The 17,486-nt window shown below is 66.9% G+C and carries 10 protein-coding genes, 1 tRNA gene, 3 rRNA genes and 1 pseudogene; 10 read left to right on the top strand and 5 right to left on the bottom strand.

Annotation, left to right across the window (positions count from 1 at the left end):
* The first annotated feature begins 37 nt into the window (after positions 1 to 37).
* Both dapB and OJ254_RS00715 read left to right on the top strand, forming a co-directional pair.
* The gene (gene dapB, locus OJ254_RS00720) at positions 38 to 790 is read left to right on the top strand and encodes a 4-hydroxy-tetrahydrodipicolinate reductase (protein ID WP_261955363.1); all 753 of its coding nucleotides are present in this window, start codon (positions 38 to 40) and stop codon (positions 788 to 790) included.
* An 11-nt stretch (positions 791 to 801) separates the two neighbouring features.
* Positions 802 to 1,251: a tetratricopeptide repeat protein gene (locus OJ254_RS00715; RefSeq protein ID WP_265360833.1), complete on the top strand. Its 450-nt coding sequence runs from the start codon at positions 802 to 804 to the stop codon at positions 1,249 to 1,251.
* Positions 1,252 to 2,058: 807 nt separating this feature from the next.
* On the opposite strand, the gene OJ254_RS00710 is transcribed toward OJ254_RS00715, so the two are convergent.
* The gene (locus OJ254_RS00710) at positions 2,059 to 2,613 is read right to left on the bottom strand and encodes a PH domain-containing protein (protein WP_265360832.1); all 555 of its coding nucleotides are present in this window, start codon (positions 2,611 to 2,613) and stop codon (positions 2,059 to 2,061) included.
* 117 nt (positions 2,614 to 2,730) lie between these two features.
* Entirely contained in the window at positions 2,731 to 2,970 is a 240-nt protein-coding gene (locus OJ254_RS00705) for a hypothetical protein (RefSeq protein WP_265360831.1), read from the bottom strand.
* Positions 2,971 to 3,202: 232 nt separating this feature from the next.
* Between OJ254_RS00705 and thyX the strand changes: the two genes are divergently transcribed.
* The 8 genes from thyX to OJ254_RS00665 all read left to right on the top strand — a co-directional run bounded on the left by thyX (position 3,203) and on the right by OJ254_RS00665 (position 13,523).
* The gene (thyX, locus tag OJ254_RS00700; protein WP_265360830.1) at positions 3,203 to 3,961 is read left to right on the top strand and encodes an FAD-dependent thymidylate synthase; all 759 of its coding nucleotides are present in this window, start codon (positions 3,203 to 3,205) and stop codon (positions 3,959 to 3,961) included.
* A 197-nt stretch (positions 3,962 to 4,158) separates the two neighbouring features.
* Positions 4,159 to 5,058, top strand: coding sequence for a 4-hydroxy-tetrahydrodipicolinate synthase (gene dapA, locus OJ254_RS00695; protein ID WP_238575590.1), 900 nt, complete (start codon positions 4,159 to 4,161; stop codon positions 5,056 to 5,058).
* Between the two features lie 113 nt (positions 5,059 to 5,171).
* Complete coding sequence (locus OJ254_RS00690; protein WP_265360829.1) at positions 5,172 to 6,857, top strand: ribonuclease J; 1,686 nt, start codon at positions 5,172 to 5,174, stop codon at positions 6,855 to 6,857.
* A 589-nt stretch (positions 6,858 to 7,446) separates the two neighbouring features.
* Positions 7,447 to 8,975: ribosomal RNA gene (locus OJ254_RS00685) — 16S ribosomal RNA — on the top strand.
* Positions 8,976 to 9,281: 306 nt separating this feature from the next.
* A 23S ribosomal RNA gene (locus OJ254_RS00680) occupies positions 9,282 to 12,402 on the top strand.
* A gap of 76 nt (positions 12,403 to 12,478) precedes the next feature.
* A 5S ribosomal RNA gene (gene rrf / locus OJ254_RS00675) occupies positions 12,479 to 12,595 on the top strand.
* Together the 16S, 23S and 5S rRNA genes form the textbook arrangement of a ribosomal RNA operon.
* Positions 12,596 to 12,711: 116 nt before the next feature.
* Positions 12,712 to 13,389, top strand: a complete 678-nt coding sequence (locus tag OJ254_RS00670; protein ID WP_265360828.1) for a DegT/DnrJ/EryC1/StrS family aminotransferase — start codon at positions 12,712 to 12,714, stop codon at positions 13,387 to 13,389.
* Between the two features lie 61 nt (positions 13,390 to 13,450).
* Positions 13,451 to 13,523: transfer RNA gene (locus tag OJ254_RS00665), tRNA-Thr, on the top strand.
* A gap of 77 nt (positions 13,524 to 13,600) precedes the next feature.
* Here the strand turns inward: OJ254_RS00665 and OJ254_RS00660 are convergent.
* From OJ254_RS00660 to OJ254_RS00650, 3 genes and pseudogenes are all read right to left on the bottom strand, one after another.
* The gene (locus OJ254_RS00660; protein WP_265360827.1) at positions 13,601 to 13,909 is read right to left on the bottom strand and encodes a YncE family protein; all 309 of its coding nucleotides are present in this window, start codon (positions 13,907 to 13,909) and stop codon (positions 13,601 to 13,603) included.
* A 116-nt stretch (positions 13,910 to 14,025) separates the two neighbouring features.
* Complete coding sequence (locus tag OJ254_RS00655) at positions 14,026 to 14,607, bottom strand: YncE family protein (protein WP_265360826.1); 582 nt, start codon at positions 14,605 to 14,607, stop codon at positions 14,026 to 14,028.
* A gap of 145 nt (positions 14,608 to 14,752) precedes the next feature.
* Positions 14,753 to 17,397 (bottom strand): annotated as a pseudogene (locus tag OJ254_RS00650) (SpoIIE family protein phosphatase).
* Between the last annotated feature and the right edge of the window lie 89 nt (positions 17,398 to 17,486).

The following is a 17,486-nucleotide window of genomic DNA, read 5'->3' as shown; positions in this document are numbered from 1 at the left end:
GCCCGTCGCCGTACCACCGACAGAAAGACAGGAAACGATGAGCAAGCTGCGCGTGGCCGTACTCGGAGCCCGGGGCCGCATCGGCTCCGAGGCCGTACGGGCCGTCGAGGCCGCCGAGGACATGGAGCTGGTCGCCGCCCTGGGCCGCGGCGACAAGCTGGAGACGCTGGTCGAGAACGACACCCAGGTCGTGGTCGAGCTGACCAACCCCGCCTCGGTGATGGGCAACCTCGACTACTGCGTCCGGCACGGCATCCACGCCGTCGTCGGCACCACCGGCTGGACCGAGGACCGCCTCGCGCAGCTGCGCACCTCGCTCGCCGCGGCACCGCAGGCGGGCGTGCTGATCGCTCCGAACTTCTCCATCGGCGCGGTGCTGACCATGCGGTTCGCCCAGCAGGCGGCCCGGTTCTTCGAGTCCGTCGAGGTCGTCGAGCTGCACCACCCGAACAAGGCCGACGCGCCCTCCGGCACCGCGGCGCGCACCGCCCAGCTGATCGCGAAGGCCCGTGAGGAGGCCGGCTGCGCCCCGCAGCCGGACGCCACCGCCACCGCGCTGGACGGTGCCCGCGGCGCGGACGTCGACGGCATCCCGGTCCACTCGGTCCGCCTGCGCGGCCTGTTGGCCCACCAGGAGGTCCTCCTCGGCGGCGAGGGCGAGACCCTCACCATCCGCCACGACTCCCTCCACCACAGCAGCTTCATGCCCGGCATCCTGCTCGGCGTCCGCCGCGTGGTGACCACCCCGGGCCTGACGGTGGGCCTGGAAAACTTCCTCGATCTGGGCTGAGGCCGGCAGTCATGGGCGGAAAGTTCACCTACTTCTTCCTCGCCACCGTTCTGGTCCTCGTCTTCGGCGTGGTGGCCATGGAGGGCGTACTGCTCCTGCTGACCGGCGAGCCGGCCGCCATGGGCATGGGCGCGGTGGCCTTCGTGCTGCCCTGCCTCGGCGGCTGGTTCCTCTGGCACAACACCCGCTTCGCGCGCAACGCCCACCGGCTCGCGGCCGTACTGGAGGCGGAGGGCGGCCTCCCGGCCGACGAACTGAAGCGGACCCCCGGCGGCCGCATCGACCGGGACTCCGCCGACGAGGTCTTCACCCGCCGCCAGGCCGAAACCGAAGCCGCCCCCGGCGACTGGCGCACCTGGTTCCGCCTGGCCGTCGCCTACCACGACGCCCGCGACACCCCCCGCGCCCGCAAGGCCATGCAACGCGCGATCACCCTGTACGAGGCCGGCGCACCGGCCTAGCCACGCACCGGCGATACACGAAACGAGGAGGGGCAGGCCGGGGCAGGTCGTGCGGGCCCGGGCCGGCCGGGCGACGAACACCGGCCGCCCCGCCCTGGCCCTCCCCGCAGCCGCTCACACGGGCCCGGCCCTGCAACGACCCACCGCGACCTGCCCCTTTCCGGCACCGGAAGCGCTGGACCCCTCGCCCCGCCGCCACCCGTAGCATTCCGCTACCGGCCGCCCCGGCGTAGCCCCATACCGCGCCGGGACACCCGCCGGGGCACCGCCCGCCGGGACACGGGGCGGGACACCGCCCCGCCGGGGCATCCCCTTCGCTGGGGCACCGCCCGCCGAAACACCCGTCGGAGCACCGCCCGTCGGGGCATCCCCTCGCTGGGGCACCGCCCCGCCGGGCACCGCCCCGCTGGGGCACCGCCCACCGGCGCATCGCCCCGCTGGGGCACCGCCCCGCTGGGGCACCGCCCCGCTGGGGCACCGCCCCGCTGGGGCACCGCCCACCGGCGCATCTCCCCGCTGGGGCACCGCCCGTCGGGGCATCTCCCCGCTGGAGCACCGCCCGCCGGGGCATCCCCCCGCTGGAGCACCGCCGTCGGGACACCCCCGTTGGGACACCCCCGCCGGAACACCTTCCGTCGGGACACCCCCCGTCAGGACACCCCCGACGAAATACCCCCCGCCGGGGCACCCCCGCCGGAATACCCTCCGCCCCCCACCGGTTGCGGCCCGCAGGGGGCGTTTGCGTCCCCTAGGGAATCTGTTCCCCCGCCCCCTAAGGCCCGCCCTCCGCCCCCTACCGCCCGGCCCCTACCCCCGCCGGTACTCCGCCGCCCAGGCCTCCAGCACGTCCGCGGCGCGTTCGAAGGATTCCGGGCGGCCGAGGAAGTCGCCGTTGTGGTCCGTGACCAGGGTCCGCAAGGGTTCGCCCTGGCGCCGCTCGACGAGGAGGGCCTGGCCCTGCACGGTCCGCGGCAGGCCGAGCCAGCGCACCGGCTGCTGGACCGTACGGACCGAAGCGATCGCGCTCCACGGTTCCGTGGCCGTCCGCAGCAGGTTCACCTGGCGCAGGCCCCGGGCGCTGACCCACACACCCACCCGCAGCAGCCGCAGCGCGAGCGCGATGAACAGGGCGCCGATCGCCGCCACCGCGGCCGCCCCGGGCAGCGAGCCGGCCATCGCGATGATCATCGCGGACAGGAACACGAACGACGCGAGCAGCAGAAACACCGCCGCCGCCCCCACCCGCCACGGTCCGGGGCGGTAGGGACGGCGCCAGTGGTCGGGCTCGTCATATGGGAGTGCGGCCTGTTCGGCGGCACCGTTGTCGAGATGGCGGTCGGCCGTCAGAAAGGGCAGGGGCACGGCTGATCCTCACTGGTGGCTGCTCGGCACGCGGGGGCGTACCGATGGAAGCTGTGACCGGTGAGGCTATCGGGACCGGCGGGGCGGAACCACTTGGTCCGCCCCGGCCCCTGACGATCAGCGGTGGGCGGCCTCGGACTGATGCACCCGGTTGGAGGCCGAGCTGTCCTGCTGCAGTGCGGGAACACCGAACAGCAGCGCGCCGGCCAGGCCGCCCACTACTGTCAGTGTGATCAGTGACTGGCCGACGAGCTGGCTACGTGAGAGACGCGCACGCGGCGGGGGAGTGACATTGCTGCGGAACCGGTCTGCCTCTGCGACGAAGGCGAACGGGACGGGCTCGCGCCGGCGGAACATGAGGGGGCTCTCCTAGGAACCTCGTAGTGGGCACTGTCACAGGGATAGACGTCTGCGCCGCCCGTTTGGTGCCCGTTTTCCAAGACTTCTGTGAAAAATATCAACTGCCGCGCGCCGCGCTGCTATAGAGCGTCCCTTTTGCGGCTAACGCGGCATCACGCCGCATTTCCTGGACTGTCAGTGGCGGGTCGTAGGCTGGTCGCGCACGAGGATCGAACGGAAGGAACCGCCGGTGTCGCACACCCCCGCCGAGAGCGCTGAGAGCCCCGAGGCTGCAGCCGTCAGCTTCCGGAGCGAGGTGACGGTCGAGCTGGTCAAGCACAGCGCCGCGGACAGCGACGTGCTCTGGGCGGCCCGGGTCTCCACGGCCGGCGAGCAGTCCCTCGAGGAGCTCCAGAAGGACCCCGAGCGCTCCAAGGGCCTGATCAACTTCCTCATGCGCGACCGGCACGGCAGCCCGTTCGAGCACAACTCCATGACCTTCTTCATCAGCGCGCCGATCTTCGTCTTCCGCGAGTTCATGCGCCACCGCGTCGGCTGGTCGTACAACGAGGAGTCCGGCCGCTACCGCCAGCTGGAGCCGGTCTTCTACGTTCCCGCAGAGTCCCGCAAGCTCGTCCAGCAGGGCCGCCCGGGCAAGTACGAATTCGTCGAGGGCACCCCCGCGCAGTACGAGCTCACCGGCCGCGTCATGGAGGACTCCTACCGCCAGGCGTATGCCGCCTATCAGGAGATGCTCGCCGCCGGCGTCGCCCGCGAGGTCGCCCGCGCGGTCCTCCCCGTCGGTCTGTACTCCTCGATGTACGCGACCTGCAACGCCCGGTCCCTGATGCACTTCCTCGGCCTGCGGACGCAGCACGAGCAGGCGAAGGTGCCCTCCTTCCCGCAGCGCGAGATCGAGATGGTCGGTGAGCAGATGGAGGCCCACTGGGCCAAGCTCATGCCGCTCACGTACGGCGCATTCAATGCGAACGGCCGGATCGCGCCGTAAGGCCCAGGCCGCCGGCCGGACGCCGGGGTGCACGGAGCAGACGTGCGAGGTGTCCGGATTGCGGCATTTTGAGAAGTTCATCTACGCTGAACAGACGGACCCGGCACTGCTTGAACCCCCGAGCAGGCAGTGCCGGAGTCCACATCCCTGCTCCCCAGAGGCGCATCCCACGGTGAGCTACGAGTAGCGTGGGACCCATGGCTCCGACTTCCACACCGCAGACCCCCTTCGGGCGGGTGCTGACCGCCATGGTCACGCCGTTCACGGCGGATGGCGCTCTCGATCTCGACGGCGCGCAGCGGCTCGCCGCCCATCTGGTGGACGCCGGCAACGACGGCCTCGTCGTCAACGGCACCACCGGTGAGTCCCCGACCACCAGTGACGCGGAGAAAGCCCAGCTGGTACGGGCCGTGGTCGATGCGGTCGGCGACCGTGCCTTCGTCGTCGCCGGAGCCGGCACGAACGACACCCACCACAGCCTGGAGCTGGCCCGCGCCGCCCAGGACGCCGGCGCCCACGGCCTGCTCGCCGTGACGCCGTACTACAGCAAGCCCCCGCAGGAGGGCCTGCTGCGCCACTTCACGGCCATCGCGGACGCCACCGACCTGCCGGTGATGCTCTACGACATCCCCGGCCGCAGCGGCGTCCCGATCAACACCGAGACCATCGTCCGGCTCGCCGAGCACCCCCGGATCGTCGCCAACAAGGACGCCAAGGGCGACCTCGGCCGCGCCAGCTGGGCCATCGCCCGCTCCGGCCTCGCCTGGTACAGCGGCGACGACATGCTCAACCTCCCGCTGCTCTCCGTCGGAGCCGTCGGTTTCGTCTCCGTGGTCGGCCACGTCGTCACCCCCGAGCTGCGCGCCCTCCTGGACGCCCACCTCAACGGCGACGTCACCAAGGCCACCGAGATCCACCAGAAGCTGCTGCCCGTCTTCACCGGCATGTTCCGCACCCAGGGCGTCATCACGACCAAGGCCGCCCTCGGGCTCCAGGGTCTGCCCGCCGGACCGCTGCGCCTGCCGCTCGTCGAGCTCTCCCCCGAGGAGACCGAGCAGCTCACGCGCGATCTCGCCGCCGGCGGGGTACAGCTCTGATCAAAGACTTCACAACTGAATACGGACCAACAACCGCCTTATAGCAAGTGCACGAATGTCATGCGCGCCACGTGCCTCTACGGCAGCGTGGCGTGTGTGGTGAGGAGAGTCTTTTGAGTCATCCGCATCCTGAGCTCGGCGCCCCGCCGAAGCTTCCCAAGGGCGGCCTGCGCGTCACCCCCCTCGGCGGCCTGGGTGAGATCGGCCGCAACATGACGGTCTTCGAATACGGCGGCCGGCTGCTGATCGTCGACTGCGGAGTGCTCTTCCCCGAGGAGGAGCAGCCCGGAATCGACCTGATCCTGCCGGACTTCTCGTCCATCAGGGACCGCCTCGACGACATCGACGGCATCGTGCTCACGCACGGCCACGAGGACCACATCGGCGGCGTCCCCTACCTCCTGCGCGAGAAGCCGGACATCCCCCTCATCGGCTCCAAGCTGACCCTCGCCCTGATCGAGGCCAAGCTCCAGGAGCACCGCATCCGCCCGTACACGCTCGAGGTCGCCGAGGGCGAGCGCGAGCGTCTGGGCCCCTTCGACTGCGAGTTCGTCGCGGTCAACCACTCCATCCCGGACGCCCTGGCCGTGGCCATCCGCACCCCCGCGGGCATGGTCGTGCACACCGGCGACTTCAAGATGGACCAGCTCCCGCTGGACCGCCGCCTGACCGACCTCCCGGCCTTCGCCCGGCTCGGCGAGGAAGGCATCGACCTCCTCCTCGTGGACTCCACGAACGCCGAGGTCCCCGGCTTCGTCCCGCCGGAGCGCGACATCTCCAATGTGCTGCGCCAGGTGTTCGCCAACGCCCAGAAGCGCATCATCGTCGCCAGCTTCGCCAGCCATGTGCACCGCATCCAGCAGATCCTCGACGCGGCGCACGAGTACGGCCGCCGGGTCGCCTTCGTCGGCCGCTCGATGGTCCGCAACATGGGCATCGCCCGTGAGCTGGGCTATCTGCGGGTCCCGGCCGGTCTGGTCGTCGACGTCAAGACCCTCGACGACCTCCCGGACGACGAGGTCGTGCTGGTGTGCACCGGCTCCCAGGGCGAGCCCATGGCGGCGCTCTCCCGCATGGCAAACCGCGACCACCAGATCCGCATCGTCCAGGGCGACACCGTCATCCTGGCCTCGTCCCTGATCCCCGGGAACGAGAATGCGGTCTACCGCGTCATCAACGGCCTCACCCGCTGGGGCGCCAACGTCGTCCACAAGGGCAACGCCAAGGTCCACGTCTCGGGCCACGCCTCGGCCGGCGAACTGCTGTACTTCTACAACATCTGCAAGCCCCGGAACCTCATGCCGGTGCACGGCGAGTGGCGCCATCTGCGCGCCAACGCCGAACTGGGCGCCCTGACCGGCGTTCCCAAGGACCGCATCGTCATCGCCGAGGACGGTGTCGCGGTCGACCTGATCGACGGCGTCGCCAAGATCGCCGGCAAGGTCCAGGCCGGTTACGTCTACGTCGACGGGCTGTCGGTCGGCGATGTCACCGAGACCTCCCTCAAGGACCGCCGCATCCTCGGCGACGAGGGCATCATCTCGGTCTTCGTGGTCGTGGACTCCAGCACCGGCAAGATCGTCGGTGGCCCGGACCTGCACGCCCGTGGCTCCGGCATCGACGACGCGTCCCTCGCGGCCGTCGTACCCAAGATCGACGAGGCGCTGGCCAAGTCCGCCCAGGACGGCATCGCCGAGCCCCACCAGCTCCAGCAGCTGGTCCGCCGCGCGGTCGGCAAGTGGGTCTCGGACAACTACCGCCGCCGCCCGATGATCCTCCCTGTGGTCGTCGAGGTCTGACGCGCCGGCACGTAGGCCGTACGAAGGTCCTCAAGTCGGAGCGGGGCGCCCGGATTTGCATCCGGGCGCCCCGCTCCAGTAGGTTTACGGCTCCGCCTGGACGGGAAGCGCCGCACGCCTCGTGCGTAGGACGCCTCTCACCACGGAGCGGAATTCCGGCCCAGAGCAATCTGATAAAGTCGGATCAGCCGAAAGGCAAACCCCCTCCGACGGGAAATCGGACCGAATTCGAACCGGAAACGGCAAGGAATCGGATCTGATAGAGTCGGAACCGCGAAGAAGCCGAAAGGCCGAAACGCACCGGCGAAAATCAGGACCGCGAGGATCTGATAGAGTCGGAAACGCAAGACCGAAGGGAAGCGCCCGGAGAGCCTGGTGAAACAGGCACAAAGGAAGCGTCCGTTCCTTGAGAACTCAACAGCGTGCCAAAAGTCAACGCCAGATATGTTGATACCCCGTCTACCGGACCGGATGGTCTGGTGACGAGGTTCCTTTGAAGAAAAACACAGCGAGGACGCTGTGAACCGAGGGATTATTCCTCCCTCTGGTTCCGCTCAACGCGAGTGTTCACCGGGAGTACCCGGAAGCATTCACGGAGAGTTTGATCCTGGCTCAGGACGAACGCTGGCGGCGTGCTTAACACATGCAAGTCGAACGATGAACCTCCTTCGGGAGGGGATTAGTGGCGAACGGGTGAGTAACACGTGGGCAATCTGCCCTTCACTCTGGGACAAGCCCTGGAAACGGGGTCTAATACCGGATACGACACGGGGTCGCATGACCTCCGTGTGGAAAGCTCCGGCGGTGAAGGATGAGCCCGCGGCCTATCAGCTTGTTGGTGGGGTGATGGCCTACCAAGGCGACGACGGGTAGCCGGCCTGAGAGGGCGACCGGCCACACTGGGACTGAGACACGGCCCAGACTCCTACGGGAGGCAGCAGTGGGGAATATTGCACAATGGGCGAAAGCCTGATGCAGCGACGCCGCGTGAGGGATGACGGCCTTCGGGTTGTAAACCTCTTTCAGCAGGGAAGAAGCGAAAGTGACGGTACCTGCAGAAGAAGCGCCGGCTAACTACGTGCCAGCAGCCGCGGTAATACGTAGGGCGCAAGCGTTGTCCGGAATTATTGGGCGTAAAGAGCTCGTAGGCGGCTTGTCGCGTCGGATGTGAAAGCCCGGGGCTTAACCCCGGGTCTGCATTCGATACGGGCAGGCTAGAGTTCGGTAGGGGAGATCGGAATTCCTGGTGTAGCGGTGAAATGCGCAGATATCAGGAGGAACACCGGTGGCGAAGGCGGATCTCTGGGCCGATACTGACGCTGAGGAGCGAAAGCGTGGGGAGCGAACAGGATTAGATACCCTGGTAGTCCACGCCGTAAACGTTGGGAACTAGGTGTGGGCGACATTCCACGTCGTCCGTGCCGCAGCTAACGCATTAAGTTCCCCGCCTGGGGAGTACGGCCGCAAGGCTAAAACTCAAAGGAATTGACGGGGGCCCGCACAAGCAGCGGAGCATGTGGCTTAATTCGACGCAACGCGAAGAACCTTACCAAGGCTTGACATACACCGGAAAACCCTGGAGACAGGGTCCCCCTTGTGGTCGGTGTACAGGTGGTGCATGGCTGTCGTCAGCTCGTGTCGTGAGATGTTGGGTTAAGTCCCGCAACGAGCGCAACCCTTGTTCTGTGTTGCCAGCATGCCTTTCGGGGTGATGGGGACTCACAGGAGACTGCCGGGGTCAACTCGGAGGAAGGTGGGGACGACGTCAAGTCATCATGCCCCTTATGTCTTGGGCTGCACACGTGCTACAATGGCCGGTACAATGAGCTGCGATACCGCGAGGTGGAGCGAATCTCAAAAAGCCGGTCTCAGTTCGGATTGGGGTCTGCAACTCGACCCCATGAAGTCGGAGTTGCTAGTAATCGCAGATCAGCATTGCTGCGGTGAATACGTTCCCGGGCCTTGTACACACCGCCCGTCACGTCACGAAAGTCGGTAACACCCGAAGCCGGTGGCCCAACCCCTTGTGGGAGGGAATCGTCGAAGGTGGGACTGGCGATTGGGACGAAGTCGTAACAAGGTAGCCGTACCGGAAGGTGCGGCTGGATCACCTCCTTTCTAAGGAGCACTTCTTACTCGGACTTGTCCGGGTCAGAGGCCAGTACATCAGCGAGTGTCTGATGCTGGTTGCTCATGGGTGGAACGTTGACTACTCGGCACACTTGAGAGAACGAGCGTTAGTACTGCTTCGGCGTGGAACGCGGTTCGTTGGTCAAGGGTGTCGGGCACGCTGTTGGGTATCTGAGGGTACGGACTGTGAGTCCGGACCTTCGCGATGCCGGCCCCAGTGAACTCAGCCTTCGGGTTGGGGTGGTGGGTGGCTGGTCGTTGCTTGAGAACTGCACAGTGGACGCGAGCATCTGTGGCCAAGTTTTTAAGGGCGCACGGTGGATGCCTTGGCACCAGGAACCGATGAAGGACGTGGGAGGCCGCGATAGGCCCCGGGGAGCTGTCAACCGAGCTTTGATCCGGGGGTGTCCGAATGGGGAAACCCGGCAGTCGTCATGGGCTGTCACCCGCTGCTGAACACATAGGCAGTGTGGAGGGAACGCGGGGAAGTGAAACATCTCAGTACCCGCAGGAAGAGAAAACAACCGTGATTCCGGGAGTAGTGGCGAGCGAAACTGGATGAGGCCAAACCAGTCACGTGTGATACCCGGCAGGGGTTGCGTGGTTGGGGTTGTGGGATCTCTTTTCTGCAGTCTGCCGGCTGTGGGACGAGTCAGAAACCGTTGATGTAGGCGAAGGACATGCGAAAGGTCCGGCGTAGAGGGTAAGACCCCCGTAGCTGAAACGTCAACGGCTCGTTTAAGAGACACCCAAGTAGCACGGGGCCCGAGAAATCCCGTGTGAATCTGGCGGGACCACCCGTTAAGCCTAAATATTCCCTGGTGACCGATAGCGGATAGTACCGTGAGGGAATGGTGAAAAGTACCGCGGGAGCGGAGTGAAATAGTACCTGAAACCGTGTGCCTACAAGCCGTGGGAGCGTCGGAACAAGGCTTGCCTTGTTCTCGTGACTGCGTGCCTTTTGAAGAATGAGCCTGCGAGTTTGCGGTATGTTGCGAGGTTAACCCGTGTGGGGAAGCCGTAGCGAAAGCGAGTCCGAATAGGGCGTTGAGTAGCGTGCCCAAGACCCGAAGCGGAGTGATCTAGCCATGGGCAGGTTGAAGCGGAGGTAAGACTTCGTGGAGGACCGAACCCACCAGGGTTGAAAACCTGGGGGATGACCTGTGGTTAGGGGTGAAAGGCCAATCAAACTCCGTGATAGCTGGTTCTCCCCGAAATGCATTTAGGTGCAGCGTCGTGTGTTTCTTGCCGGAGGTAGAGCACTGGATAGGCGATGGGCCCTACCGGGTTACTGACCTTAGCCAAACTCCGAATGCCGGTAAGTGAGAGCGCGGCAGTGAGACTGTGGGGGATAAGCTCCATGGTCGAGAGGGAAACAGCCCAGAGCATCGACTAAGGCCCCTAAGCGTGTGCTAAGTGGGAAAGGATGTGGAGTCGCAGAGACAACCAGGAGGTTGGCTTAGAAGCAGCCACCCTTGAAAGAGTGCGTAATAGCTCACTGGTCAAGTGATTCCGCGCCGACAATGTAGCGGGGCTCAAGCACACCGCCGAAGTCATGTCATTGCAGCATTAGGACCAACGTCTGCTGTGATGGGTAGGGGAGCGTCGTGTGCCGGGTGAAGCAGCCGTGGAAACGAGTTGTGGACGGTTCACGAGTGAGAATGCAGGCATGAGTAGCGATACACACGTGGGAAACGTGTGCGCCGATTGACTAAGGGTTCCTGGGTCAAGCTGATCTGCCCAGGGTAAGTCGGGACCTAAGGCGAGGCCGACAGGCGTAGTCGATGGACAACCGGTTGATATTCCGGTACCCGCTTTGAAGCGCCAAACATTGAATCAGGCGATGCTAAGTCCGTGAAGCCGCCCTGAGCTCTTCGGAGCGTAGGGGAGTGGTGGAGCCGACGAACCAGACTTGTAGTAGGTGAGTGATGGGGTGACGCAGGAAGGTAGTCCAGCCCGGGCGGTGGTTGTCCCGGGGTAAGGGTGTAGGCCGTGTGGTAGGCAAATCCGTCACACGTTAAGGCTGAGACCTGATGCCGAGCCGATTGTGGTGAAGTGGATGATCCTATGCTGTCGAGAAAAGCCTCTAGCGAGTTTCATGGCGGCCCGTACCCTAAACCGACTCAGGTGGTCAGGTAGAGAATACCGAGGCGTTCGGGTGAACTATGGTTAAGGAACTCGGCAAAATGCCCCCGTAACTTCGGGAGAAGGGGGGCCATTGCTGGTGATGGAATTTTCTTCCTGAGCTGGTGGTGGCCGCAGAGACCAGCGAGAAGCGACTGTTTACTAAAAACACAGGTCCGTGCGAAGCCGTAAGGCGATGTATACGGACTGACGCCTGCCCGGTGCTGGAACGTTAAGGGGACCGGTTAGTCATGATTCGTCATGGCGAAGCTGAGAACTTAAGCGCCAGTAAACGGCGGTGGTAACTATAACCATCCTAAGGTAGCGAAATTCCTTGTCGGGTAAGTTCCGACCTGCACGAATGGCGTAACGACTTCTCGACTGTCTCAACCATAGGCCCGGTGAAATTGCATTACGAGTAAAGATGCTCGTTTCGCGCAGCAGGACGGAAAGACCCCGGGACCTTTACTATAGCTTGATATTGGTGTTCGGTTCGGCTTGTGTAGGATAGGTGGGAGACTTTGAAGCATCAACGCCAGTTGGTGTGGAGTCATTGTTGAAATACCACTCTGGTCGTGCTGGATGTCTAACCTGGGTCCGTGATCCGGATCAGGGACAGTGTCTGGTGGGTAGTTTAACTGGGGCGGTTGCCTCCTAAAGGGTAACGGAGGCGCCCAAAGGTTCCCTCAGCCTGGTTGGCAATCAGGTGTTGAGTGTAAGTGCACAAGGGAGCTTGACTGTGAGACTGACGGGTCGAGCAGGTACGAAAGTAGGGACTAGTGATCCGGCGGTGGCTTGTGGAAGCGCCGTCGCTCAACGGATAAAAGGTACCCCGGGGATAACAGGCTGATCTTCCCCAAGAGTCCATATCGACGGGATGGTTTGGCACCTCGATGTCGGCTCGTCGCATCCTGGGGCTGGAGTCGGTCCCAAGGGTTGGGCTGTTCGCCCATTAAAGCGGTACGCGAGCTGGGTTTAGAACGTCGTGAGACAGTTCGGTCCCTATCCGCTGTGCGCGTAGGAGTCTTGAGAAGGGCTGTCCCTAGTACGAGAGGACCGGGACGGACGAACCTCTGGTGTGCCAGTTGTCCTGCCAAGGGCATGGCTGGTTGGCTACGTTCGGAAAGGATAACCGCTGAAAGCATCTAAGCGGGAAGCCTGCTTCGAGATGAGGGCTCCCACCTCCTTGAGAGGGTAAGGCTCCCAGTAGACGACTGGGTTGATAGGCCAGATATGGAAGCCGGGTAACCGGTGGAGTTGACTGGTACTAATAGGCCGAGGGCTTGTCCTCAGTTGCTCGCGTCCACTGTGTAGGTTCTGAAGTAACGACCGTTGAGTCATGCTCCGGTTGGTTAACTTCATAGTGTTTCGGTGGTCATAGCGTTAGGGAAACGCCCGGTTACATTCCGAACCCGGAAGCTAAGCCTTTCAGCGCCGATGGTACTGCAGGGGGGACCCTGTGGGAGAGTAGGACGCCGCCGAACAATTCTTCAGCTCCGGTCCCTGAACCCTCGTGGTTCAGGGACCGGAGCTTTTTTGTTCCGATTTTCGGGTGGTGGACGTAACTCGACGTTCACTTCATCTGACAAGGATCCGCCTCATGCGGACTGTGGGAACGCTCAAGTCGGCCGGCGTGCGGGCCGGGGATGAGGTCGTGGTGCCGGCGTACGGTAACGCCGAAGTGGCCCGGGCCGTCGTGGAGTTGGGTGCGGTGCCGGTGTACGCCGAGGTGGATGCGGACAGCTACTGCCTGGACCCGGCGTCGGTGGCCGACGTGGTGTCCAGTCAGACGGTGGCGGTCGTCGCGGTCCACAAGTTCGGGCGGCCGGCGGATGTCGGACGGCTGCGTGAAGTGGCGCAGCGGCACGGGCTGTTGGTGCTGGTGGAGGACGAGGCCGGGGCGGATCCGGCGGGTACGGAGCTGCGGCGGGCGCATGCGGCGTACCTGGACGACCGGCTCAACGGGGTCCGGACGCCGGCGCCGGCGTCGGGGCATCTGTACGCGCAGTACGTGGTGCGGGTGCCGGGGAACGGCCGGCCGGACCGGGACGCGTTCGCACGGACCTTGCGGGCCAAGGGGGTTGGGTGCCGGGTGCCGGTCCAGGCGCCGGTGTACCGGCTGCCGGGGTTGCGGCGGGACGTGTTCCTGCCGGAGACCGAGCGGGCGGTGGACGAGACCCTGTCACTGCCGGTGCACGCCGGGATGTCGCGGCGGGAGCTGCAGAAGATGGTCAGTGCCTGCAATGCGCTGGGGGGATTGCTGCAGCCGGCGTTTTAGCTGCGGGCCGGGGATGGTTCGTGAACGCCGCGGAGTTGGGGTAATATTCTTTCTGTTGCCGGCCCCAATAGCTCAGTCGGCAGAGCGTCTCCATGGTAAGGAGAAGGTCTACGGTTCGATTCCGTATTGGGGCTCAAGAAACAAAGGCCCCCGCCTCATGGCGGGGGCCTTTGTCGTATGGGGCGGCGGGTGAGGGGGTCTCAGTTCGTGCTCAGTTCCGTGCGGCCTCGATATAGGCCAGGCCGTGGGCGCCGGAAATGCCGGTGCGCTCGGGGGCGAGAGTGGCCACCGTCCGCAGGGTGCCCAGGTCGATGACGGTGATGGTGCTGGAGGCGTTTCCGGAGACGTAGGCGTGACGGCCGTCGGGGGAGGAGGCCACGGTGAGGGGGAAGCGGCCCACCTCGACCTCGCCGATCGGGGTGAAGGTTTCCGGGGCGTGGACGGTGAGGATGCCGGGTTCGGGGTCCGGGCGCAGGGCACCGGTGAGCAGTGTGCCGTCGGTGGTGACGTGGACGGGCATGACGTGGCCCTTGGTGGGCAGGGTGCGGACGGTTTCGTCGGTGGCGGTGTCGATGATGTGGAGGGCCGGTTCGGCCGGGTTCCGGGGGGTGACGTCGGCCTTGGGGGTCGCGACGATCAGGTGGCGGCCGTCGGGGGTGAGGGCCAGGCCTCGCTGCCGGGGACCGGGATGCGGTTGATGAAGACGCCGCGGTCGAGGTCGAGGACGGAGACGTACGGGGCCTCCTTGTTGGTGGTGTAGCCGTGCCGGCCGTCGGGGGTGAGGACGAGCCAGTGCGGGCCGGGTGCCATGGCGGGGATGCGGCCGAGGCGGGCGTGGGTGCGGGTGTCGAGGACGACCACGCCGCCGGGCTCGGTGTCGGTGGCCTCGACGCTGACGTAGAGGCGGCACCGGCGGCGGTCCAGGGCCAGGCCGTGCGGGCCGTGGTCGGGGCGGAGGTCGAGGGTCGTGACGACGGTGTGGGTGTCCACGTCGATGACGGTGAGCTCGTGGGAGCGGCCTTCGTTGGCGTCGTAGTAGCCCGAGCGGTAGGTGCTGGTGCAGTACAGCAGCCGGTGGTCCGGGTCGTAGCAGAGTTCGTGGGGTTGCGGGGGGACGTTGAGGACGTCGAGCAGCTCATGGCTGGTGGCGTCGAAGAAGGTGACGGTGGAGCCGGTCTGGCTGACGGCGGCGAGCTGATCCCCGGTGGTGGTGGTCATGGGGCGATCGTGCGCGGGCCCGGGGGAGGACTCCAGTGCAGGGCGGTCAGGGGAGCCCTGCACCGCGCGCAAGGTCGCTGGTGGCCCTGGGCGGGTGTCTGTGGGGGTGTGGGGCGGGTCACAGCGGTGGTGGCCCGCCCCGGGGTCAGCCGGCCTGGGGCTGGGGCTCGGGGACGCGCATGGCGAGGATGGCCATGTCGTCGGAGGCCGGTTCGGCGGCGAAGCGTTCCACGGCGCGCAGGACGCGGGCGGCGACGGCGCCGGCGGTCAGGCCGGTGCAGGTCGTCAGGACGTCGGTGAGACCGTCGTCGCCGAGCATGCGGGCGCCCTCGCGGCGCTCCGTGACGCCGTCGGTGACGCACAGCAGGACGTCGCCCGGGTCGAGGGTGACGGTCTGCTCGTAGAGATCGAGGTCGTCCATGACGCCCAGCAGGGGCTGGGGTTCGGCGGCCGGTTCGACCGTGCCGTCCTGGCGCAGCCGGAGCGGCAGGGGGTGGCCGGCGCAGACCACCTTGAGGAGCGCGCTGCCGTCGTCCTGGGGCCAGAGCTCGCCGTAAAGGAGGGTCAGGAAGCGGCTGCGGGCTCCTTCGTCGAGGATCGCGGCGTTGAGCCGCTCCAGGACGGCGGGGCCGCCGAAGCCCTCGCGGGCGAGCAGGCGGAGGGCGTGCCGGGCGAGGCCGGTGACGGCGGCGGCTTCCGGGCCGGTGCCGCAGACGTCGCCGATGGCGAAGCCGTAGGCGCCGTCGCGGATCGGGAAGAGGTCGTAGAAGTCGCCGCCGACCTCGTTGCCCTCGCCGGCCGCGCGGTAGATGACCTCGACCTCGACGCCGGCGATGTCGGGCAGCTCCGGGGGGAGCAGGCTGCGCTGGAGGGACTGGCTGATGGCCGTGCGCTCGGAGTAGAGGCGGGCGTTGTCCAGGGCGAGGGCGGCCCGGCGGGAGAGGTCCTCGGCGAGTTCGAGGATCTCCTGGCGGAAGTGTTCCTCGGTGGGCTTGCCGAGGGTGAGCATGCCGATCACGCGGTTACGGGCGACGAGGGGCAGCACGACGGTCTCGCCGCCGACCGCGGAGGCGGTGGCGAGGGTGGCGCCGGGGCCGCTGGAGGGGCGGGCGGCGTTGCCCAGGCCCAGGCTGCGCATGGAGGTGCGCAGCGCGGCGTCGTGGGCGGCGTCGCTGGGGCGGTCCAGACGCGGGCGCCGGGGGTGGTGACCGGCTCGGGCGGGTCGACCTTCATCAGGAGGGTCTTCAGTCCGTCGATGCGGTCCTCGTCCTCGTGCAGGACGTACGACAGCTCCGGTTCGGAGGCCTGGTCGGCGACGGTGTAGACCGCGCACCACGTGGCGAGGGTGGGGACCGTCATCTGGGCCATCAGGGCCAGGGTCTGGTCGCGGTCGAGGGTGCCGGCCAGCAGGTCGGACGCCTCGACGAGGAAGGACAGCGAACCGCGGCGGAGCTTTTCGAGCTCGGTCAGGCGGGCGCGTTCGACGGCGAGGGCGATGCGGTCGGCGGCGAACTGGAGGCGGAGGGCCTCTTCGTTGGTGTAGCGGCCGGGGTTCTCGGCGGCCACGCCGAGGGAGCCGGTCAGCCGTCCTTCGACCTTGAGGGGGACGGTGACGACGGAGCGCATGCCCGTGCCGCTGAGCAGGGGGACGGCGCCGGGGACGGCGGTGAGGTCCTCGTGGACGGCGGGCATCCGGGCGGAGCCGTAGCGTCCGGAGCCCGCCTCGACGGGGACGCGGGCGAAGCGCTGGCGGGCGGAGGGCAGGCCGGTGGAGGCGCGGACCTCGAGTTCGGTCTCGTCGTCGGTGGCGAGGAGGAGGTAGGCGGCGTCGCCGTCGAGCATGTCGCGGGCGCGCTCGACCGTGCGCTGGAGCAGGCCGTCGAGGTCGTCGGGGGCCGGGGAGCCGATGAAGACCTCGAACGGGTCGGAGGGGTGGGCCGCCGACGGGGCGCCCTGGCCGGGCTGCGGGGCGGTGTCGCCGACGGGGGCGCGCTGGGGGCTCTGGAGGATCGCGCGTTCGTGGTCGCGGACCAGCAGGCAGACCGTGGAGGCCTCGCCGTCGGCGTCGCGGACGCGCAGGTGGGAGGCGTAGACCGGGACGACCCGGCCGTCGGCGCCGCGCATGCCGTAGGAGCCCTCCCAGCGGGAGAGCTGGAGTGCCTCGGCGATGCCGGTGCCGGTGCCGGGGGTGTGCGGCCAGGCGGCGAAGTCGGTGAGGGGTTTGCCGACGACCTGTTCGGGGTCGTAGGCGAAGAGGTCCTGGGCGTCCTCGTTCCAGAAGCTGATGCAGCCGCCGCGGTCGATCTGGATCACCGCGACGCGGACCCGGCTGTCGGTGACCGGGAGGGCGTCGACGGGGAGGGCGGGGCCGGCGGAGCGGGTGCCGGCGGGGCGCTCGGGGAGGTCGAGCTGGAACCAGACGTATTTCTGGGCGGCGCTGTATTCGACACCCCAGCGGGCGGCCAGGGCGCCGCACAGGAGCAGGCCGCGGCCGCCCTCGCGGTCCGGGTGGACGATGACCTGTCCGGCGTTCTGGAGCGGAATTTCCCGTTCGGGGTAACGATCTGCGACGGAAATCTTCACGCCGACGTCGTTACGTTGACACAGGACGTCCGCGGCGGTGCCGGCGTGCACGACGGCGTTGGTGACCAGCTCGCTGGTGAGGACGACGGCGTCGTCGATGATGTCGGCGCAGCCCCAGCCCTGGAGGGTGTCACGGACGAACGCACGGGCGGTGGCGACCGAGCGCCCGACCGGTTCGAAGGTTGCGGCGGCCCGCGCGGTGATCACTGGTCTCCTCATGCGTGTGTCGGTGATCTGCTCCCCCATGGTCGCGGCGCCCCTCCGGAAATACCTGGTCTGCTCGTGCCACCGCCCGT

Origin of the sequence: Streptomyces endophytica (genome assembly GCF_026153355.1) — a bacterium.
Taxonomy (GTDB): domain Bacteria; phylum Actinomycetota; class Actinomycetes; order Streptomycetales; family Streptomycetaceae; genus Streptomyces; species Streptomyces endophytica.
This window is presented reverse-complemented; position numbering and strand designations above follow the sequence as displayed.